Here is a 21,018-nt window from a genome sequence, read left to right as displayed (position 1 = left end):
ATTTTTCTATATCCAGGTTAAAAGGAGGGGAAAAAAAGATGGAAGATAACAATGTAGTTTTGAAAATGGAAAATATATGTAAGACATTTCCTGGTGTAAACGCTTTATCATCTGTAAATTTTCAGCTTGCAAAGGGTGAAATCCATACTCTTATGGGAGAAAATGGAGCAGGAAAGTCAACACTAATAAAAGTACTTACTGGTGTGTATAAAATAGATAAAGGAAAAATAATATTAAATGGAAAAGAAATTTTTATTTCTTCTACTAGAGATGCACAAGAACATGGCATAAGTACAGTGTATCAAGAAGTTAATTTGTGTTTCAATCTTACTGTAGCTGAAAATATTTATATTGGCCGTGAACCTATGAAGAATAAGAGTATTAATTGGAATGAGATGAATAAAAATGCTACAAAACTATTAGAGGATAGATTGAATTTAAAAATTGATGTCAAAAAAACATTATCTACTTATTCTGTTGCTATACAACAAATGGTTGCAATTGCACGTGCGGTGGATATTTCAAGGGGTATATTAATATTAGATGAACCAACATCAAGTTTAGATGCAAATGAAGCAAAACAATTGTTTGTTGTAATGAAAAAATTGAAATCAGAAGGAATGTCAATCTTATTTGTAACTCATTTCCTAGATCAAGTTTATGAAATCTCAGATAGAATTACGGTACTTCGAAATGGAGAATTTGTTGGAACTTATGAGGCTAAAAATCTTACTCGTATTGATTTGATTTCTAAGATGATTGGAAAAGATATTGGTGAAGTAGAAAAGCTAAATAACACTTTTAAAAATACTACTAGAAAACTTAGTGGAGAGAAATTAATCGAAACACATCAATTTGGGAAAAAGGGTACAATTGAACCCTTTGATATAGATATTAGAAAAGGAGAAGTGCTTGGACTAGCTGGTCTTTTAGGATCAGGGAGAAGCGAAATTGCAAGGCTGATTTTTGGTATAGATAAATCAGATCATGGTACCATTGAGATTAAAAAAAAGAAATACTCTTATATTTATCCTAAAAAAGCAATTTTAGATGGTTTTGGTTTCTGTCCTGAAGATAGAAAGGTAGAAGGTATTGTTGGACAATTAACTATTAGGGAAAACATAATACTAGCTATTCAGTCTAGACGTGGGATAATTAAATATTTGTCAATTAAAAAGCAACAGGAAATAGCTAAAAAGTATATAGATTTATTGTCTATTAAAACACCTAGTATGGAACAAAGAATTGATAATTTAAGTGGTGGAAATCAGCAAAAAGTAATATTAGCAAGGTGGCTTGCTACAGATCCCCAGCTTTTGATTTTGGATGAACCTACAAGAGGCATAGATGTAGGTGCAAAATATGAAATTGAAAAACTTATTGCTAAGCTCGCGAGTGAGGGGGTAACTATTTTATTTATTTCCTCAGAACTTCAGGAAATAGTAAGAAGTTGTGATAGAGTGCTTGTGCTCAGAGATAGAAAAATCATTAAAGAACTAATTGGGGAAGATATACAAGAAAAGAATATTATGCAAGCAATTGCAGGGAGAGGGTAAAAACAATGCACAAAATTAAAGATATATTTAAAAAGTTTTATGCAATGCAGATCTTTTGGCCAGTAGCATCTTTAATTGTATTAATATTTTTAAATTTTGTAATTAGACCTGGCTTCGTAAGCATTAATATTAGGGATGGTCATTTATATGGAAACCTAATTGACATAATTAACCATGCGGCTCCACTTATTCTTATATCCATTGGAATGACCATTGTTATTGCAACGCAAGGGATAGATATTTCGGTGGGATCTATCATCGCTATTAGTGCTTCTGTTTCAGCATCTGTTATTGTTATGAGTGGTAATGTCCCTCTTGCTATACTTGCGGGTATATTTGTTGGACTTATTTGTGGTATGTGGAATGGAATGCTAGTAGCGTATATAGGAGTACAACCCATGGTCGCTACTTTGATTTTGTATATAGTGGGTAGAGGTATTGCACAGTTAGTAACAGGTGGACAAATATTAACATTTACAAATAAAACTTTTATTTTTATAGGTACTGGTTATTGGGTTATACCTTTTGCAGTATATATAACAGTTTTAGTTGTAGGGATTGTATTTTATTTAATGCGAAAGACTGCTCTTGGATTATTTGTTGAATCTATAGGAGTGAATAACAGTGCCAGCAAATTTGCAGGTATTAATTCTAAAAGAGTAATTTTTTCTCTATATGTAATTTGCGGTATTTTGTCTGGAATTGCTGGAATTATTATATGTTCAAATATAAAATGTGCAGATGCAAACAATGCAGGGTTGTGGCTTGAATTGGATGCTATTCTTGCAACAGTTATTGGAGGAACCTCGATGGCAGGGGGAAGGTTTTATATAGGCGGAACTGTTATAGGGGCATTATTTATCCAAACATTAACAACCACAATTTATAGTATGGGAGTACCACCAGAAGTTACCTTAGTTGTAAAGGCTGTTGTCGTAATTGTGGTGTGCTTAATTCAAACTACAGAGTTCAGGAAAATGTTTAACGGAAGATTGTTTCATAATAAAAATAATCTGAATGCAAAGAAGGTGGAAAGAATATGAAACAAGTTAAGATTAGAAAAGAAAACTTTAAGTTAAACCCTGCGTATATTTCTATTTATGCTACGATAACTCTATTCATAATTATGTTTTTAACTGGTTCGGTGTTATATGATGGTTTTTTCTCAGCACAGGTATTATCAAATTTATTTATTGATAATGCGTATTTAATTGTTATATCCATTGGAGAAACATTCGCAATACTCACAGGTGGAATTGATCTTTCGGTGGGTGCTATGATCGCTTTCACAAGTATGATTTGTGCAGACCTACTAAGAAAAGGTGTAAATCCATTTATTGTTATGATTTTTGTTCTGTTAATAGGTGTTGTTTTTGGTACAGTTCAAGGATATTTAATTCAAAAATTCAAACTTCATCCTTGGATTGTAACACTAGCAGGTATGTTTTTTGCTAGAGGTTCAAGCTACCTTATTAGTATAGATACTATAACTATAACTAATCCAGTTTTTACTAAGATTGCTGCTTTTAGAATGCCTGTTTTACCAGGGGCGTTTATCTCTATTAATGTAATAATAGCTTTACTTATAGTAGCGGTAGCGGCATATATGCTTAAATACACAAAATTTGGTAGGACTATATATGCAATTGGTGGAAGTGAAAATTCTGCAATGCTTATGGGACTTCCAGTTGCAAGGACTAAAATTTTGGTATACACCCTATCTGGATTTTGCTCTTCATTAGGAGGCTTGTTATTCACAATATATACGCTTTCAGGTTATGGGCTACATTGTAATGGGACTGAAATGGATGCCATAGCAGCTTGCGTAATAGGGGGCATACTATTAACAGGAGGATCTGGATACCCAATAGGGCCAATGTTTGGTGTGCTAACTACTGGGATTATTCAAAGTTTAATCATGTTCGATGGAACCTTGAACTCATGGTGGACAAAAATTGTAGTTGGATTACTGTTATTTATCTTTATTGTTCTTCAAAGGGTAATTGTAATAAGTAACGAAAAGAAAAAGACCGTAGCAATAACAATGAAAGTTTAGATGTAATCAATACCAAAAGAAGTATTTAAAATTTATTTTTAGATACTTCTTTTTCATGTCGCGTCTAAAGAGTAAGAGAGAGTTAACACAGAATGATTTTAATTCAAAAATTGCTATCTATGTAATTATTGTACAAATTATAATTTTTGGTTATGATGGTAATGAAACTAATAGGAGGAGAGAAGATGAATAAATTTGTAAAAATTTTCTTTGATAAAAGTATAAAATATAAATTGTCTTTTTATTTCTCCCTAGTAATTTTAATACCGATAGTTACGATTTCGATTTTGGGGAATTTGTTATATAAAAATTCAATTACTAATCAACAAAATGAAAATATAAGGCAAATGGTAAGTCAAATAAGTAATAATATTGATTTTTATATAAAAGATACAGAAAATATAATTAATTATTTATCTGAGGATCCAAGAATTCTAAGCTTTCTTTGCAACAATACTAACAGTAGTATAAACAAAAAAGATAGTGATAGTATGCGGGTTGAGGAGTCATCTAAGGCTATAAATAGTTTCACTACATTTCATTCAGAGATAGCAGGGATAATGATAGTTAAACAAGATGATACATTTGTAAGTGATGTTATGGGCAGAATTTCAAGAGATGCACTTACAAAAGAAAAATGGTACTTGGATGCAGCGAAAAATCCCATTACTATGCATCTTTTTAGTAAACCTGTAGGTAGAAATATTAATAATGTTTTTCAATACAGTGCTGATGATGTGGTATCTATGTCAAAGGCTGTAGTTGATAAGAAAACGGGTAAATGTATTGGCGTAATTCTCATAGACATGAAACTAGATATTATAAAAAGTGTAATTGAACATGCTAAGCCTGCAAAAAATGGATTTGTATATATTGTAGATAACAATGGTGAAATAGTATATTCACCAGTTAATAAAATAGTATATAGAATAAAAAGTGAGTGGACTGATAACTTAAGTGGTGAAATTTTAATTAAGAGAATTAAGGAAAATGATTATAAAATAATTCATGGAAATTCAACCTATACAGGGTGGAAAACTGTTGAAGTATTTCCTCTAAATGAAAGTTTAAAGGTCATAGATTCTTTAGTATATTACTCCATAATAATTGCTATAATTACTTTACTTATCGCGGAAATATTAGCAACATTTTTCACAAGGTCTATAGTAGGGCCTATTTCAAAACTTAAGAGGCTTATGAAAAAGACTGAAGAAGGAAATTTCAATGTGGTTTTTAATAGTAAATACGATGATGAAATTGGTGAACTTGGAAATGCATTTAATAATATGGTTAGAGAAATCAAAAATCTAATTATGTTAGTGGAAACGGAAGCTAAAAAGAAGAGAAAAGCTGAGATAAGTATATTACATGCTCAAATAAAACCACACTTTATATATAACACATTAGATACAATTCAATGGATGGCGCAAGAACATGATGCACAAGATATAGTTGATATAACTTATAATTTAACTAATCTTTTAAGAATTGGATTAAGTGCTGGGGAGGAGAACATTAAAATATCTCAAGAAATTAAACATGTGGAAAGCTATTTATTAATTCAAAAAATTAGGTATGAGGATAAGCTTAATTACGAAATTAACATGCAGAAGGAAATATTAAATTTAAGTGTAATAAAATTAATATTGCAGCCAATTGTAGAAAATGCAATTTATCATGGTATTAAGGAAAAAAGAGGTAGTGGTCATATTAAAATAAGTGGCATGATTGAAAATGAAAAAATTTGTTTTGTAATTCAGGATAATGGTATAGGCATAGAGGATGAAAAATTAATGAAGATAAATGAAATGTTAAAAGGTAAAACAACCTCAAACGATGTAATTGGATATGGTATTTTCAATGTAAATGAAAAAATAAAATTGACATATGGTGAAGAGTTTGGATTGGAATATCATAGTATTTATGGAGAAGGTACTACAGTGGTATTGTGGCATCCAATTATAAAGAATTAAGGAATATGTAACAATGCAATATTTACGAATTATTTTTGGGTCTATAGTTCATTTTTATTTTCTAAAATCTTTTTAAAATCACTTGAAAAAGTTTAGTGAAACGATTACAATATAGATATAAAATAGAGATCAAATTAAACTCTTGGGGGGATAAATATGTATTTTTTAGGGATTGACTTAGGTACTTCTTCAGTGAAAATTATAATTATGGATGAAAGTGGCAAGGTAGTAAACACTGCTACTAAAAATTTTGAAATAAGTTACCCACATATAGGGTGGGCAGAGCAAAATCCGGATGACTGGTGGGATGGCACAAAAGAAGGCATTAAAGAAATTATTAAGTTAAGTGGTTTAAAATCAGATGAAATAAAAGGAATAGGATTTAGTGGTCAAATGCATGGCTTAGTGCTTTTGGATAAAGATAATAAGGTATTAATGCCTGCAATTTTGTGGTGTGATCAAAGAACACAAGAAGAATGTGAATATCTAAATAATGTTATAGGGCAGGATAAACTTTCTAAATATACGGCTAACATGGCATTAACCGGTTTTACCGCACCTAAGGTATTATGGGTTAAAAAACATAAACCAGATATATATAATAAAATATATAAGATTATGTTGCCAAAAGACTACATAAGATTTAAACTTACAGGGTTGTTTGCAACAGATGTGTCTGATGCATCAGGAACTTTAATGTTTGATGTTAAGAATAGAAAATGGTCTAAGGAAATGTTGAAGATTTTAGAAATAAATGAGGAAGTTTTACCTAAAGTATTTGAATCATATCAAGTAACGGGAAGAGTATGTATTGAGGCTGCAAAGGTTACTGGACTTTCTACGGAAACACTAGTGGTTGCAGGGGCTGGAGATCAAGCAGCAGGTGCTGTTGGGACAGGGACCGTTGATAGTGGTGTAGTTTCTGTAGCACTTGGTACTTCTGGTGTGGTATTTGCTTGTGACAAAAAGTTTTCAGTAGATAGTAAGAATAGATTGCATTCATTTTGTCATGCAAATGGTAGATATCATCAAATGGGAGTCATGCTTTCAGCAGCATCATGTTTGCAGTGGTGGAATGATAATATAAATTTAGATACAATGGAGAATTCTTTTGAAGTCTTACTAACAGAGGCTGAAAATTCAGTTGCAGGTTCTAAAGGCTTAATTTATCTACCATATCTTATGGGAGAGAGGACACCTTATAGTGATCCTGATGCAAAAGGGGCATTCATAGGTTTAAATATAACTCATACCAGGGGTGATATGACACGTTCTGTTCTTGAAGGAGTATGTTTTGGTCTTCGGGATTCTTTAGAGATTTTAAAGAGTATGGGCGTAGAAGTAAAAGAAGTAAGAGTAAGTGGTGGTGGTTCAAAAAGCACGCTTTGGAAGCAAATATTAGCAAGTGTATTTAATTTAAAAGTTAGTTCAATAAATTCTAAGGAAGGGCCTGCATATGGAGCAGCAATTTTGGCTGCAGTAGGTTGTGGACTTTATGATAATGTTGATGATGCTTGTAATTCATTAATCAAGATAACAGATATTATAATGCCAATAGAAAAAGATGTTGATAAATATGATAAAACATATAAGGTTTATGCTTCACTTTATGGCTGCTTAAAAGATAAATTTAAAGAACTAAGCGAGTTAGATTCTAAGGAAGACTAGGTAGGATGGGTGATTTTTTGAAAAAGTTTAAAATTTTAGATCAAGAAACTATTAAACAAATAAATAAAAAGAATATAATACAACTTTTATATAATAAAAGTCAGATTACAAAACAGGAAATAGCAAAAGAACTTCATATAAGCATCCCTACTGTTATTAGTAATGTAAATGAGCTTATAGAAGAGGGATACTTGGATGAGGCAGGAGTAGCTGAATCTACAGGGGGAAGAAAGCCAATTATTGTAAGATTTTTACCAGATGCTAGATATTCATTTGGAGTTTGTATAACTCCTAGTAAAATAAGAATCGCATTAATTAACCTTAATCTCGAGATAATTAAAGAAGATGAATTTAAATTATCAGAAGACATTGAGAGTATAGATACAATAATGGATAAGATTAAAGAATGTGTGGATGAATTAGTTAATGGTTTTAATATACCAAAGGATAAGATAATTGGTGTAGGTTTTTCGCTTCCGGGTACTGTGAATGAAGAGGAACTGCTTTTGGTAAATGCACCAAATTTAAAATTAAACAATATAGATTTTAAAAAATATGAAAAACTATATAATTATAAATTTTTTATAGAGAATGAAGCAAATGCAGCAGCTTATGCTGAAACATTTTTGAATCCTGATAAAGTTATAAAAAATCTAGTTTTTGTTTCTATAACAGAGGGAATAGGTGCAGGAGTAATGATAAATGACAATCTTTACAAGGGAAATAATAAGCGTGCTGGTGAGTTTGGTCATATGACTATAGTAAAAGATGGAAAACAATGTAATTGTGGCAAAAAAGGATGCTTTGAACTATATGCTTCTGAAAAAGCATTAATAAACAAGTATAACGAGGGATTTAATGTAAAGGATAAAAATTTAAAAGAATTTTTTAGGCTAACTAAAGCGGATGAAAAGGCAAAAGAAATTCTCTATAGTTATATTGATTATCTTGCAGAAGGAATTAAAAATATTATTTTAATAACGGACCCTGAAGAAATTATTATAGGAGGAAAAATTGCCTACTATGAAGAGTATTTTAAAGAACTTTTGATGAAAAAGGTTTTTGAAAAAAATAGTTTTTACACTAAAGAAGAATGCCAGTTATCATTTTCAAAATTAAAAGAAAACGCATCTATATTGGGGGCTTCGTTAATGACCATGCAAGAAATATTTTTTACAAGTAAAAAAATAATATAAATACTACATTTATGTAACTTTATATTATGTATAACAATTATATGGTATATAATAAAATAAATTGTTTTATACAAATAAATATGAAAAGTTATTTGATGGACATATAGTATATAAGAAGGGAAGAGTGGGTTATGAGTATAAAAAGAAATTTTGGTATAATAGATGGAAAGGAAGTATATCTTTTCACTATAAAAAACTCCAAAGGTATGGTTGCGCAGGTTAGTAATTATGGAGGAACATTAGTATCATTAAAGGTTCAAGGAAGTAATGGCAAATTTGATGATGTAGTTTTAGGCTACGATACATTAGAAGATTATAGAAAGTACAACTATTTCTTTGGAGCAACAATTGGTCGAGTTGCTAATAGAATAAGAACTGCAAGTTTTGAGATCAATGGAACTAAGTATAATGTAGCTAAAAATGAAGGCGAAAATCATATACATGGTGGAATAGTTGGATTTGATAAAAAGGTGTGGGAAGAAAAACTCGGATCAAAAGATACGAGTGATAGTATAGAATTATCTTACCTTAGCGTTGACGGTGAGGAAGGATATCCAGGAAATCTTAATGTATCTGTTAAGTTTACGGTTTCTGAGGATAATGAATTAAAAATAGAGTATAATGCTATCTCTGATAAAGATACTATAGTAAATCTTACTAATCATTCTTATTTTAACCTATCAGGTCAGGGCTCAGGAGATATTTTAAAACATAAGGTTATGATTAATGCTGATAAATTTACAAAGAACAATAAAAATGCTATACCTACGGGTGAAATAGCCGATGTAAAGGATACTCCAATGGATTTTAGAGAGTTAACATATGTTGGGGAGAATATATCAAGTAGTTATGAACAAATTGTGTTCGGTAATGGTTATGATCATAACTATATAATTAATACTACTGGTAAAAAACTTGAAAAGGCAGCCGAAGTTTACGATGAAAAAAGTGGGCGTGTTATGGAAGTTTATACAACTAAACCAGGAGTACAGTTTTATACAGCAAACTTTCTTACGGGACTAGAGCTAGGAAAAGGTGGCGCAACATATAATAAAAGAGATGCTTTATGCCTTGAAACGCAATATTTTCCTAATGCTATTAATACTAAGAATTTTGATTCACCAATACTTAAAGCAAAACAAAATTACAATCATAAAACAATATACAAATTTTCAGTAAGGTAAGAATATTTTTTTATTGAAAGTGAATTTCACCCCATATGAGAGGGTGAAATTCACTTTTTACTTTTTGTATAAGTTCCAATGTAATGTAGCATTTCTATAATTTGTATGATATGCTTTACATGTGAAATTCAATATAAATTAAATAAATATATAAAAGAAAGCTTTAACATAATATATACGGAATATAGAAAGGAAGTGAGTATTTAGTGTGTTTGTATACTTATAATACAATGCTCACTAAATCTAAAAAATGGATAATGAATTTCCAAATGCTGAGAAAATATTGGGCTGTTTATTAGAAAATTTGGAGGAAGGAATTCATGTAATAGACTGTGAAGGCAGAACTATATATTACAATAGTGTTATGGGAAAAGTAGAAGGTGTAGAACCTATAGAGGTAATAGGTAAAAAGGTTAATGAGTATCTAGAGGATGTAAAAGAGGATGAGTCTACACTTATGAACGTATTAAAGTCTGGTGAAAAAATAGTAGATTTAATACAACATTATGGTAATGGATACAAGAAGAAAGTGACTACTATAAATACCACTATTCCAGTAACTTTAGAAAATAAGGTTATAGCAGTAATTGAAATAGCTAAAGACATGACTCAGTTAAAAGAGTTAACGGAAAACATTTGTAAATTACAAAATTTAGATAAAAAGATGAATAGACATTATATATTTAGTGATATTTATAGTGATAATTCTGTTATGAAAAGTATTATAGAAAAGGCTAAAAAGGCTAGTATGTCAAGTTCATCCGTACTATTATATGCTGAAACTGGTTCAGGAAAAGAAGTTTTTTCTCAAAGTATTCATTATTGTGGTTTAAGAAAAGATAAGCCGTTTATTCCTATAAATTGTGCAGCTATTCCTGCCCTATTGTTAGAAGGAATGCTTTTTGGTACAGAAAAGGGAAGTTTTACAGGAGCTGAGAATAAAAAAGGATTGTTTGAAGAAGCAAATCATGGAACCATTTTGTTAGATGAAGTTAATTCGCTGGAACCGTATCTTCAATCTAAACTTCTAAGAGTACTTCAAGACGGGTATATAAGGCCTATTGGGAGCACTAAAAGTATATACATTGATGTAAGAATAATAGCCACATTAAATGAGGAACCACAGAAACTTATAGAAAGTGGTAAATTAAGAAAGGATTTTTATTATAGGTTAAGTGTGCTGAGAATAGATATTCCTCCGTTAAGAGAAAGAAAAGATGATATTATTTTATTTGTAGAAAAACTAATTGAAAAATATAATAAAATCTTAGGTAAAAATATAAAAGGTATAGATGATAATATGCTGAGAAAACTTAAAGAATATAGTTGGCCAGGAAATATTCGTGAATTAACAAATGTTATTGAAGCTGCAATGAATATGGCAGATAATAATTCGATCCTAACAGAAAATTATTTTGATTCTAGGATTGTATATGAAAATAACCAAAATACTTGTGATGTTTTATCAAATTTAGATGGAAGATTTAATTTAGAATGTTATATGAGTAATATTGAAAAAGAAATAATCGAAAAAATATTAAAAAAGAATAATTATAATGTTAGTAAAACAGCTAGAGAACTTAGTATTTCAAGACAAAATCTTCAATATAAAATAAAAATACATAAAATAATATAAGATTATTAAAATAAGCAAGATTATTTGCTATACATGCAAAACATTTTGCATGTATAGTTAACTTGAGAAGACACTGAATCTACTGGGAATTATTAGTTGAAACTTTTTATTATAATCAAACATGCAGAATATTTTGCAAATAAAAAACGCACGTATTTAAGCAATGGCTTAAATACGTGCGTTTTTATTTGGCATGATAATTGCTACTACTAAAATAAGCATATTAATAAAATACCTTAATAATAATTTTGATTTAGGGAGGTAAAATTATGATTAAAAAAGGCACCTGGGTTGAAGTAGAAGAGATCGTTTTAACACCAAAAGATAGAGCAAAAAATATTCCAGATGAGACAAAGAAAACTCCTCTTAAATGCTGGATACGTGGAAAGTGTCTCAGTGATTGTGAATTAGGAAATGAGGTACATGTTGAAACTAATGTAGGTAGAATCGCTAGAGGAATAGTCGTTCAAATAGAACCAGGATATTACCACACATATGGTAAGTATGTTGATGAAATAAGTAATATAGGAAAACAAGCTAGAGAGATTATATCTCAGTAAAATAATGAATTTAAATCTATTTTAATAGGAGGTTATACATTGTGAATAAATATGAAAAGCTTATGTCTAGAAAGAATGATATAATTCTAAAATCTATAGGGATAGATTATAGTAAATATGAAACTGGCAAGATTTCATTTGATTATGAGGCTTTGATGAGAGATGTTGAATATTCGTTTGAAGAAGTTAAAAGAATTCAAAACGAGGTGGGAGTAGGAAATACTCCACTTCTAGAATTAAGAAATTTAACAAAACTTGCAAGAAAGGTTTCAACGACTGGACATGCGGCTAGAATATTTGTAAAAGATGAAAGCGCTAACCCATCCGGAAGTTTTAAAGATAGAAGGGCGTGTGTATCTGTATTTGATGCAATGAAGAGAGGATATACTGGCGTAGGAGCAGCTACTTCAGGTAATTATGGAGCCGCAGTTGCATCTCAAGCAAATATAAGAGGACTTAAATGTATAATAGCAAACGAATGTTATGATTCAAGAAAAGTAGGGCAACCAGAGATATTAGAAAAAGGAAGAAAATGTGAAGGATTTGGAGCAGAAGTTGTTAGACTTTCTGTAGGTCCTGAATTGTTTTATACTTACCTAAAAATACTTGAAGATACAGGTTATTATAATGCTTCATTATATTCATCTTATGGAGTAGCAGGAATTGAAACATTAGGCTATGAAATAGCTGAGCAGTGCAGAGAAAAATTAGGGAAAGAACCGGATGCTGTTATTATAACTCATGCAGGTGGTGGCAATGTTACTGGTACGGCAAGAGGGCTTATTAGAGCTGGTTCTACAAAGACAAAGATAATAGGAGCATCAGTTGATCTTTCGGGTCTTCATATGGCATCTGATATAGACTTCAACAAGAAATCGTTTACTACAGGTCATACAGGATTTGGGATTCCATTTATGACGAATCCTGATAGGTCAGATGTACCTAGAAGTGCGGCTAGACCTTTAAGATATTTAGATAGATATGTAACAACTACTCAGGGTGATGTATTTTGGATGACTGAAATATTAGCACAGCTTGAAGGACTCGAGCGAGGACCAGCAGGAAATGTATCCTTAGTAGCGGCGTTTGCAATTGCTCAAGAATATGATGATGATGCTATCATAGTTGTTCAAGAGACTGAATATACGGGAGCTGGGAAACATTTATTACCTCAACTTAATTTTGCTAAAGAAAATGGAATTAAAGTTTATGTTGGTGATCCAAAGGAGCAAATACCAGGTGAGAATATAGTAATTCCATCTCATCCATCAAAGGTGAAAGTCACTGATATCGATATGGAAGTGTTAAAAAAATCATATATGAAAAATGTAATTAAGAAATTAGGTGAGAATAAAGCGCAGCAGGTTGATATTGAATTTTTGTCATTGGAAACAAAGTTGCCCAAAGAAAAAATTGTAGAAATATTAAAACAACATAACGTCGAAATATGTTAGGAAGGGGTATTTAATTTATGAAAAGAGAAGATGATTTCGAGAAAAGACGAGAACATTTAAAAAATTTAACAAATGATCAATTGTATGACAGGTTTTGGAGTCTTACAAATCAAGTAGTAAAACCTATGGTTGATTTAGCATATACTCATACGTCACCAGCTATTGAACGTTCTGTAGTACTTAGAATGGGCTTTTCTAGTTTGCAAGCTCAGCCCATAATATCTTATGGAACTAAATGGAACTTACTTGGCAAGGGGATAGGAAATGTAATTTTAACTTATGCAAAGCTTAAAAATATTGATTATATTAAAGCAGGAGTGGAACTTTCTAAAGGAATAGGCTGGGATGTCGTATCTGAAAAAATGAAAGGAAGTGACAATTAATGCAGGAAAAGCTAGAGGAAAATACAAAACTTAATGTAGAAGAAATATTAAAGGATCTAGATAAGTATGAGCCTAAATGGAGAGGATGGCATTGGAGAGAAAAAAATGAAACTGGAAAAGTTGGTGAATTCACATATCATGAAATATCATCGCCTTTAAAGAAGAGTCAACCTCTTCCAGCAGCAAGGAGCTTTGGAAATATAGACCCACAACCAAGAGCTACTATTACCACAGAAATTGCTTCAGGTAGATTTGAAGATGATATAAGAAGAATGAGAATGGCAGCATGGCACGGTGCGGATCATCTAATGGTTATTAGGACAATGGGACAAAGTCATTTTGATGGTTTACTTGAAGGAAGCCCAGAAGGGTTTGGTGGGGTACCAATAACTAGAAAAGAAATTAGAGCAACAAGAAAAGCTATAGATTTAATAGAAGAAGAAGTGGGTAGAAAGATTAATTTTCATTCCTATGTGTCTGGCGTTGCAGGTCCAGATGTAGCAGTTATGTTTGCAGAAGAAGGGGTTAATGGAGCCCATCAAGATCCACAATACAATGTACTTTATAGAAATATTAATATGGTTAGATCTTTTGTTGATGCTGCAGTTGCAAAAGGCATCATGGCACATGCTGGAATGCTTCAAATAGATGGTGCGCATAATGCAAATGCAACAGCTATGAAGGGTTATAAGGTAATGCCAGAACTTATGGTGCAACATGCTATAAATTCTTGTTTTTCGCAGCTTGTTGGAATGAAACCAGAAAATATTTCTTTATCGACAGTACCTCCAACATCAGCACCAGCACCTTGTATGAGATATGACTTGCCTTATGCAGTTGCTCTAAGGGAGTTTTTCAAAAAATATAAAATGAGAGCTCAAATGAATACTAAATATATAGAATCTTGTGAAAGAGAAGCTACAGTAGGACATACTTTGAATCTTTTAATATCTGAGTTAACATCAGCAGATATTCAAAGTACAATAACTCCTGATGAAGGACGTAATGTTCCTTGGCATTATAATAATATTCATGCTATTAATACAGCTAAACAGGCATTTATAGGTATGGATGGATTAATGGACATGATAGAGCTTAAGAAAACAGGATATTTACCAGAAAAGGCAAGAGAAATTCAGGAAAGAGCTGTTTTGTTCTTTGAGGAAATATTAGAGGTTGGTGGATACTTTAAAGCTGTAGATTCTGGATTTTTTATTGACTCAGGTCAGTACCCAGAAAGAAATGATGATGGTATTGCAAGAAAAATTTTAGGTGGAGATGCAGTCGGAACAATAGTTAAGAGAGAATCAGATTATTTTGCACCGGTTTGTGGTCATTTTGGATATAATAATATTCCTAAAGAGTATAAAAAACCTTGTGATGCTATTGACGAATGTACCTTGTGTAATCATTCTAAAATTGTATACATCGATGAATTAGATGATAACGATAATGTATTTAAGAGAATGGAAAAAGTTAAAGAAGATGGTACTATAATTCCTGAAGTTCAATGGGCAAAAGATGGGTACGTAAAAATCACTTTATGTATACCGGAAAATGAACAGATTAGTGAGGCGGCAGCCCTTGAAATGGGCAAGAGAATGAATTTGAAAAATGTAGAAATTGTTCATAAACAAGTGTTACAAAAGGCTGAAGGAACCCTCATTGAAATAAAAGGAGTATGTGATTTTACACCTATAAAACGTGATGAGTTAGTTCTTCCAAAGAGAAGAAAATCACTATCAGATCAACAAATGAAAGATTATGTAAAGCAGCATCCAATAAAGGTTGTTGCAGCAACTGTTGGGGAAGATGAACATTCAGTTGGAGTTCGTGAAGTCATTGATATTAAACATGGTGGAGTTGAAAAATTTGGTATAGAAGCAATTTTTCTTGGAACTTCATGCCCAATAGAAAAACTTGTAGATGCAGCTATAGAGTCAAAAGCTCAGGCGATACTATGTAGTACAATAATTAGTCATAATGATGTTCATACAAAGAATATGAAAAAACTTAGTGATCTTTGTATAGAAAAGGGAGTAAGAGATAAGATTATACTTGTTTCAGGTGGTACACAAGTAACAGATGAAATAGCTAAAGCAAACGGAATGGATGTTGGTTTTGGACGTGGATCAAACGGCACCTCTGTTGCCTCATTCATAATTAAAAGGTTAATGGGTCTTCCTGATAATGAAGAAGAGGAAGAATAAAAGGAGTGTGATTGCTTGTGAAGGTAGATTATCTTGTAGCTGAAATAGGTAGTACCACCACCTTGGTTACAGCATTTAACGTATGTTATGATAAGGTAGGACAGGTTTTTGTAGATATACCTTTTCAAGGTAACAGCTGTACTACTGTAACAGACGGTGATGTAACTATAGGGTTAAAAAATGCAGTCAAGGATATTGAAAATCAAATACATGAACCAATCACGTGGGAAAAAATGCTAGCAACTTCTAGTGCGGCAGGTGGGCTTAGAATAACTGTTCATGGTCTTATGGAGCACATGACGGTTAAGGCAGCAAGAGAAGCTGCTCTTGGTGCTGGTGGCATAATAAAAATGGTTACTGCTGGGAAAATGAGAAGGAGTGATTTAAAGAGGATACATGATATAAACCCTAATATGATAATGATTGCTGGAGGCACGGATTATGGTGAGAGGGAAACAGCTCTTTATAATGCAGAACTTATAAGTGCCCAAAAATTTAGTATCCCTATTGTTTACTGTGGAAACAGCGAAAATAGGGAAGAAATAAAAGAGATATTTGTAGGGCAAGAAATTTATTTAATAGATAATGTTTACCCAAGTGTAGATATTTTAAATGTGGAACCTGCAAGAAAAATAATACAAGAAGCCTTTGAAAAAAACATTGTAAAAGCACCTGGGATGAGTAAAATAAAAGAAATGGTAAATGGAAGCATAATGCCAACACCAGGAGCAGTTATGGAAAGTTCAAAACTTTTGTATGACATAATAGGAGACTTAGTAGTTCTTGATGTAGGTGGTGCTACTACCGATGTGCATTCTGTTACAGAGGGAAGTAGCGTAGTTTTAGATATGCTAATAAATCCTGAACCAAAGGCTAAAAGAACTGTAGAAGGAGATCTTGGAGTTTTTATTAACAGTAAAAATGTAATCGATTTACTTGATGATAGGGACTTAGGTGAATTTAGCACTGAATATATAAAAGAGCATATAAAACCTATACCAAAAGATAAGGAGGATGTACTTGCAAGTAGATTGCTAACAAAGAAAGCTATAGCTGTTGCAATAGATAGGCATGTAGGATTTATAAAAAGAAAATATGATGGTGACAGTGGGTTTGTAGCCTATGGTAAGGATTTATCTGAGGTTAAATATATAATAGGTACCGGTGGTGCACTTACAAGGCTTCCAAATGGAGAAAATTTGCTTTTGAAAATAAGGTACTTAAAAGATGAAGTTACAATGTTACCTAAAAAAGGTGCTAAAGTACTAATTGACAAAAATTATATTATGGCCTGCGCAGGGGTTTTAAGCAGAGAAAACAAAGAAGTAGCGAAAGCCCTATTAATTCAAAGTCTAGAGATAACAAAAGATATGGAAATAAATTGAAATAGATTTGAGTCAAATTTAAACAAATATTTGTAAAAGTTTAAAATAAGGGGAGTATCTATATGGGAAAAAAATATCCTTGTATGGAAGTGGATCTTAAAAAATTGACTCACAATGTAAAAACAATACTAGCGATGTGTAATAAAAAACAGATAGATGTTGTGGCGGTAACCAAAGTATATTGTGCTCAGGTGCCTATTGTAGAAGCTATAATTGAAGCTGGAGTAGCTATGGTTGGGGATTCTAGAATTTTAAATTTAAAAAAATTAAAAGATTTAAATTGTAAAAAAATGCTGCTTAGAATTCCAATGATAAGTGAAGTTTCTGAGGTTGTTAAGTATAGTGATTGTAGCTTGAATTCCGAAACAGATACAATAGAGCAGTTATCAAAAGCTGCAAAAGAATTAAATAAAATCCATAACATTATACTAATGGTAGATTTAGGGGATTTAAGAGAAGGAGTATTAGTTGATGATGTAGTTTCTATTGTCAGTAAAATAGTAAAATTAGATAATATTAAGCTAATAGGCCTTGGAACCAATGTTACTTGTTATGGTGGAGTAATTCCGGATATTGAAAACTTAGGTAAGCTTACAAAGTCAAAAATTGAGATGGAAAAAGGGTTTGATTTAAAATTACCTGTAATTTCAGGAGGAAACTCTAGTAGTTTATATATGGTGATTAATGATACAATGCCAAAAGAAATTAATCAGCTTCGAATTGGAGAAGCAATAGTTATTGGTAGAGAAACTTCTTTTGGGAAACCAGTGACTAATTGCTATGATGATGCTTTTATACTCAGCGGTGAAATAGTTGAAATAAAGAGCAAACCAACGTTGCCAACAGGCACTATAGGTATGGATGCGTTTGGTCATATTCCTTCTTTTGAAGATAAAGGAATAAGAAAAAGAGCCATTATAGCATTAGGAAGACAAGATATAAGAGTAGAAGGGATAACTCCTTTGGACAATGACATAAGTATTTTTGGTGCAAGTAGTGATCATCTAATTTTAGATGTTACTGATAGTAAAAAGCAATTAGTAGTGGGAAGTATAGTAGAGTTTAAAATAGATTATGGATGTTTACTTAAGGCAATGACTTCCCCTTATGTTGAAAAGTATTATATTAATTAAAAATTAATTTGCATTATATGAAATTAAATATTAAAATTTTAAGGAGGAACATATTATGAAAAACAAAATAAGAGTTGTAGTTTGGGGATTAGGTTCAATGGGAAGCGGTATTGCTAAAATGGTACTTAGCAAAAAAGGATTTACTATCGTTGGAGCTATTGATATGGATCCCAATAAGGTTGGCAAAAAGCTTTATGAAGTGTTAGGTGTAAAAGCAAATGAAGATAATTCTTGCATCGTCACAAAAAATGCACAGGATGTTATAAAGAAGAGTTTTGCAGATGTTTGTCTTATGGCAACAGCCTCCTTTACAAAAGTTGTATTTCCATTAATAAAAATGGCAGCAGAAGCTGGCATGGATATCGTAACAACAGCTGAAGAAATGTCATACCCAAGAGCAATGGATCCAAAATTATCAGATGATATGGATAGAATAGCTAAAGAAAATAAGATCTCAATATTAGGAACTGGAGTAAATCCTGGATTTATAATGGATTTAGTTGCTATAATGCTTACAGGGGTTTCTGATACCGTTGATAGCATAAAGGCTACTAGAGTAAATGATTTAGCTTGTTTTGGTAAAGCAGTTATGGTTGAGCAAGGTATAGGATTAAAACCAGAACAATTTATACAAGGAGTTAAAGACAATACAGTAGATGGACATGTTGGGTTTATGCAATCTTTTGGAATGTTTGAAGAAGCGTTTAATATAAAGTTCAATAATATTAGACAAGAAAAATCACCAATTGTTACAACTGTACCACGCAGCACGGATATTGTTTCGGTGGAAGCTGGAGAAGTTGCAGGATGTAGCCAATTGGGATATGCAAGTTTAGGAGATAAAGTATTTGCTACAATGGAGCATCCTCAACAGATAAGACCAGAACTTGAGAATGTTGACACTGGAGATTATATTACAATTAAGGGAGTTCCAAACTTGAACCTCCAAATAAAACCAGAGATACCGGGAGGCATTGCTACAATTGCTATATGTGTTAATATGATTCCACTTGTAATGAATTCAGAACCAGGACTAAAAACAATGCTTGATTTACCAGTTCCAAGAGCTATAATAGGTGATGTAAGAAATTTAGTAAAATAAAGTAGAATAAACGAACATTAGGGGGAGTTTTTTATAATGGAAGAAGACAATAAAAAATTAGGTCTTGGGCTACTTGTAGCTTTAGGCATTGGTACTATGATTGCATCAGGTATTTTTAATAGCCCAACGGACCTAATATCAACAACAAATCCAATGGCAGTCCTTATTTCATGGGGTATTGGAGTTTTCGGCGTAGTTATGCTAGGGTTGGTATTTTACTTACTTTCAAATAAAAAACCGGAATTAAAAGGAGGGATTTATTCATATGCAAAAGAAGGATATGGTGACTTTGTAGGGTTTAATTCAGCTTGGGGTTACTTTACAAGTTCTTTCCTTGGGAATATTGCATTTGTTATTTTAATTTTTAAGACTATCAATAGTTTAATAGGAGAAGGATATTCAATGCCTCCTATTTTATCATTCATATTTGCATCTATCCTTTTGTGGTCATACTATTTTGTAATAAGAAGGGGTATAAGGCAAGCGGGTATCCTAAATTTAGTAGTTACAATTGGAAAAGTAATACCACTAATCTTAGTAATTATATTTGGTTTTTCAGCTTTTAAGCTAGGTATATTTAATGTTGATAATTGGCAGACTGTTTTAGCATCAAGTGGAGACAGTGTTAATTTAGGAAAACAGATAAGTGGAGCAATGGGGACAATTTTATGGTGTTTTGTGGGTGTTGAAGGCCTAGTAGTCTTATCCCAAAGAGCAGAATCACAAATACTAGTTGGTAAAGGAACAATAATTTCACTTGCTATAACGGCAACACTTTATGTATCAATATCTATATTGTCAATGGGTATTCTGCCAGCTAAAGCTTTAGTTGCAGCACAAACACCATTAGCAGCTGTTTTAGCACAAACAGCCCTAGGAAGCGCGGGGGCTATGATAGTTAAAGTTGGAATTTTAGTTTCACTTATAGGAGCACTCCTTTGCTGGCTTTTGTTAACTACAGAAATATTGTATGTTCCAGCAGATCAAGATGGGCTAATGCCTAAATGGTTTAAAAAGAATAATAGTAAAAACGTACCTACGAATGCTCTTTTATTTTCAATGCTTGCAACACAAATAGGGCTTTTAGCTATGTTATCACCAGCACTACAAAAGGCCTACTATGTAGCAACTCATATGTGTACAACTAATATATTAATACCATATTTATTATCATCTATGTTTGCATATAAAGTATATAATAAAGAAAGTGGACATATTAAAGAAAAAATTATATCAATAATTGCAGGTATTTATTCAGTTTATGTTATATATGCGGTAGGAATTGGATATTTAGGTTTAGCTGTTGTAATTTATGCAGTAGGTATAGGTTTTTATTTAAAAGCCAAAAAAGAAAAAAATGAAGTTATTACTTCTAAAGAAAAGTTGGCTATGGTAGTTATTGTTATAGTGGCTATTATTATGATAATAGCAGCAGCTATGGGTAAAATTTCTGTGTAGTAATATTTTAGAAGGAAAGTACCCATTTTTATAAGTATAAATAATAGGTTATAACAAAAATTAA

At 31.8% G+C, this 21,018-nt stretch carries 17 protein-coding genes; all 17 read left to right on the top strand.

Going from position 1 to position 21,018, the window contains the following annotated elements:
- The first annotated feature begins 38 nt into the window (after positions 1-38).
- The 17 genes from A7L45_RS16915 to A7L45_RS16840 all read left to right on the top strand — a co-directional run bounded on the left by A7L45_RS16915 (position 39) and on the right by A7L45_RS16840 (position 20,954).
- Positions 39-1,556 (top strand): sugar ABC transporter ATP-binding protein, encoded by a 1,518-nt coding sequence (locus tag A7L45_RS16915; protein WP_071613881.1) that lies wholly within the window; start codon positions 39-41, stop codon positions 1,554-1,556.
- A 5-nt stretch (positions 1,557-1,561) separates the two neighbouring features.
- On the top strand, positions 1,562-2,599 hold the full coding sequence (locus A7L45_RS16910) for an ABC transporter permease (RefSeq protein ID WP_071613880.1): 1,038 nt from the start codon (positions 1,562-1,564) through the stop codon (positions 2,597-2,599).
- On the top strand, positions 2,596-3,612 hold the full coding sequence (gene yjfF / locus A7L45_RS16905; protein WP_071613879.1) for a galactofuranose ABC transporter, permease protein YjfF: 1,017 nt from the start codon (positions 2,596-2,598) through the stop codon (positions 3,610-3,612). The genes A7L45_RS16910 and yjfF overlap by 4 nt, the downstream gene beginning before the upstream one ends.
- 55 nt (positions 3,613-3,667) lie before the next feature.
- Positions 3,668-3,805: a hypothetical protein gene (locus A7L45_RS23585; protein ID WP_170288011.1), complete on the top strand. Its 138-nt coding sequence runs from the start codon at positions 3,668-3,670 to the stop codon at positions 3,803-3,805.
- Positions 3,798-5,585: a cache domain-containing sensor histidine kinase gene (locus A7L45_RS16900; RefSeq protein WP_071613878.1), complete on the top strand. Its 1,788-nt coding sequence runs from the start codon at positions 3,798-3,800 to the stop codon at positions 5,583-5,585. Before A7L45_RS23585 ends, A7L45_RS16900 begins: the two co-directional genes overlap by 8 nt.
- 156 nt (positions 5,586-5,741) lie before the next feature.
- Positions 5,742-7,253, top strand: a complete 1,512-nt coding sequence (gene xylB / locus A7L45_RS16895) for a xylulokinase (protein WP_071613877.1) — start codon at positions 5,742-5,744, stop codon at positions 7,251-7,253.
- A 17-nt stretch (positions 7,254-7,270) separates the two neighbouring features.
- Positions 7,271-8,449 carry an ROK family transcriptional regulator gene (locus A7L45_RS16890; protein ID WP_071615024.1) on the top strand — a complete coding sequence of 393 codons (1,179 nt, stop codon included), beginning with the start codon at positions 7,271-7,273 and terminating at the stop codon, positions 8,447-8,449.
- A 131-nt stretch (positions 8,450-8,580) separates the two neighbouring features.
- A complete protein-coding gene (locus tag A7L45_RS16885; protein ID WP_071613876.1) occupies positions 8,581-9,633 on the top strand; it encodes an aldose epimerase family protein in 1,053 nt (350 codons plus the stop codon).
- Positions 9,634-9,883: 250 nt separating this feature from the next.
- Positions 9,884-11,269, top strand: coding sequence for a sigma-54 interaction domain-containing protein (locus A7L45_RS16880; protein ID WP_071613875.1), 1,386 nt, complete (start codon positions 9,884-9,886; stop codon positions 11,267-11,269).
- 269 nt (positions 11,270-11,538) lie between these two features.
- Complete coding sequence (gene ortA / locus A7L45_RS16875; protein ID WP_071613874.1) at positions 11,539-11,829, top strand: 2-amino-4-oxopentanoate thiolase subunit OrtA; 291 nt, start codon at positions 11,539-11,541, stop codon at positions 11,827-11,829.
- A 41-nt stretch (positions 11,830-11,870) separates the two neighbouring features.
- Positions 11,871-13,283: a 2-amino-4-oxopentanoate thiolase subunit OrtB gene (gene ortB, locus A7L45_RS16870; protein ID WP_071613873.1), complete on the top strand. Its 1,413-nt coding sequence runs from the start codon at positions 11,871-11,873 to the stop codon at positions 13,281-13,283.
- A gap of 17 nt (positions 13,284-13,300) precedes the next feature.
- Positions 13,301-13,666, top strand: coding sequence for an ornithine aminomutase subunit alpha (locus tag A7L45_RS16865; RefSeq protein WP_071613872.1), 366 nt, complete (start codon positions 13,301-13,303; stop codon positions 13,664-13,666).
- Positions 13,666-15,876: a D-ornithine 4,5-aminomutase subunit OraE gene (oraE, locus tag A7L45_RS16860; RefSeq protein WP_071613871.1), complete on the top strand. Its 2,211-nt coding sequence runs from the start codon at positions 13,666-13,668 to the stop codon at positions 15,874-15,876. The genes A7L45_RS16865 and oraE overlap by 1 nt, the downstream gene beginning before the upstream one ends.
- Before the next feature lie 17 nt (positions 15,877-15,893).
- Positions 15,894-17,261 (top strand): GlmL-related ornithine degradation protein, encoded by a 1,368-nt coding sequence (locus A7L45_RS16855; RefSeq protein WP_071613870.1) that lies wholly within the window; start codon positions 15,894-15,896, stop codon positions 17,259-17,261.
- A gap of 62 nt (positions 17,262-17,323) precedes the next feature.
- Positions 17,324-18,394: an ornithine racemase Orr gene (gene orr, locus A7L45_RS16850; RefSeq protein ID WP_071613869.1), complete on the top strand. Its 1,071-nt coding sequence runs from the start codon at positions 17,324-17,326 to the stop codon at positions 18,392-18,394.
- Between the two features lie 55 nt (positions 18,395-18,449).
- Positions 18,450-19,496 carry a 2,4-diaminopentanoate dehydrogenase gene (gene ord, locus A7L45_RS16845; RefSeq protein ID WP_071613868.1) on the top strand — a complete coding sequence of 349 codons (1,047 nt, stop codon included), beginning with the start codon at positions 18,450-18,452 and terminating at the stop codon, positions 19,494-19,496.
- 36 nt (positions 19,497-19,532) lie between these two features.
- Positions 19,533-20,954, top strand: coding sequence for an amino acid permease (locus A7L45_RS16840; RefSeq protein ID WP_071613867.1), 1,422 nt, complete (start codon positions 19,533-19,535; stop codon positions 20,952-20,954).
- Positions 20,955-21,018: the final 64 nt, after the last annotated feature.

Source organism: Clostridium estertheticum subsp. estertheticum, assembly GCF_001877035.1.
In the GTDB taxonomy this organism is placed as follows: domain Bacteria; phylum Bacillota; class Clostridia; order Clostridiales; family Clostridiaceae; genus Clostridium_AD; species Clostridium_AD estertheticum.
The sequence above is the reverse complement of the archived record's forward strand: the minus strand, read 5'-3'. Positions and strand labels throughout refer to the sequence as shown.

What these genes read in the sequence shown, in the direction of transcription:
- A7L45_RS16915 (WP_071613881.1), top strand. Translation starts at nt 39, where the DNA reads ATGGAAGATAACAATGTAGTTTTGAAAATGGAAAATATATGTAAGACA.
- A7L45_RS16910 (WP_071613880.1), top strand. Translation starts at nt 1,562, where the DNA reads ATGCACAAAATTAAAGATATATTTAAAAAGTTTTATGCAATGCAGATC.
- yjfF (WP_071613879.1), top strand. Translation starts at nt 2,596, where the DNA reads ATGAAACAAGTTAAGATTAGAAAAGAAAACTTTAAGTTAAACCCTGCG.
- A7L45_RS23585 (WP_170288011.1), top strand. Translation starts at nt 3,668, where the DNA reads ATGTCGCGTCTAAAGAGTAAGAGAGAGTTAACACAGAATGATTTTAAT.
- A7L45_RS16900 (WP_071613878.1), top strand. Translation starts at nt 3,798, where the DNA reads ATGAATAAATTTGTAAAAATTTTCTTTGATAAAAGTATAAAATATAAA.
- xylB (WP_071613877.1), top strand. Translation starts at nt 5,742, where the DNA reads ATGTATTTTTTAGGGATTGACTTAGGTACTTCTTCAGTGAAAATTATA.
- A7L45_RS16885 (WP_071613876.1), top strand. Translation starts at nt 8,581, where the DNA reads ATGAGTATAAAAAGAAATTTTGGTATAATAGATGGAAAGGAAGTATAT.
- A7L45_RS16880 (WP_071613875.1), top strand. Translation starts at nt 9,884, where the DNA reads ATGGATAATGAATTTCCAAATGCTGAGAAAATATTGGGCTGTTTATTA.
- ortA (WP_071613874.1), top strand. Translation starts at nt 11,539, where the DNA reads ATGATTAAAAAAGGCACCTGGGTTGAAGTAGAAGAGATCGTTTTAACA.
- A7L45_RS16865 (WP_071613872.1), top strand. Translation starts at nt 13,301, where the DNA reads ATGAAAAGAGAAGATGATTTCGAGAAAAGACGAGAACATTTAAAAAAT.
- oraE (WP_071613871.1), top strand. Translation starts at nt 13,666, where the DNA reads ATGCAGGAAAAGCTAGAGGAAAATACAAAACTTAATGTAGAAGAAATA.
- orr (WP_071613869.1), top strand. Translation starts at nt 17,324, where the DNA reads ATGGGAAAAAAATATCCTTGTATGGAAGTGGATCTTAAAAAATTGACT.
- ord (WP_071613868.1), top strand. Translation starts at nt 18,450, where the DNA reads ATGAAAAACAAAATAAGAGTTGTAGTTTGGGGATTAGGTTCAATGGGA.
- A7L45_RS16840 (WP_071613867.1), top strand. Translation starts at nt 19,533, where the DNA reads ATGGAAGAAGACAATAAAAAATTAGGTCTTGGGCTACTTGTAGCTTTA.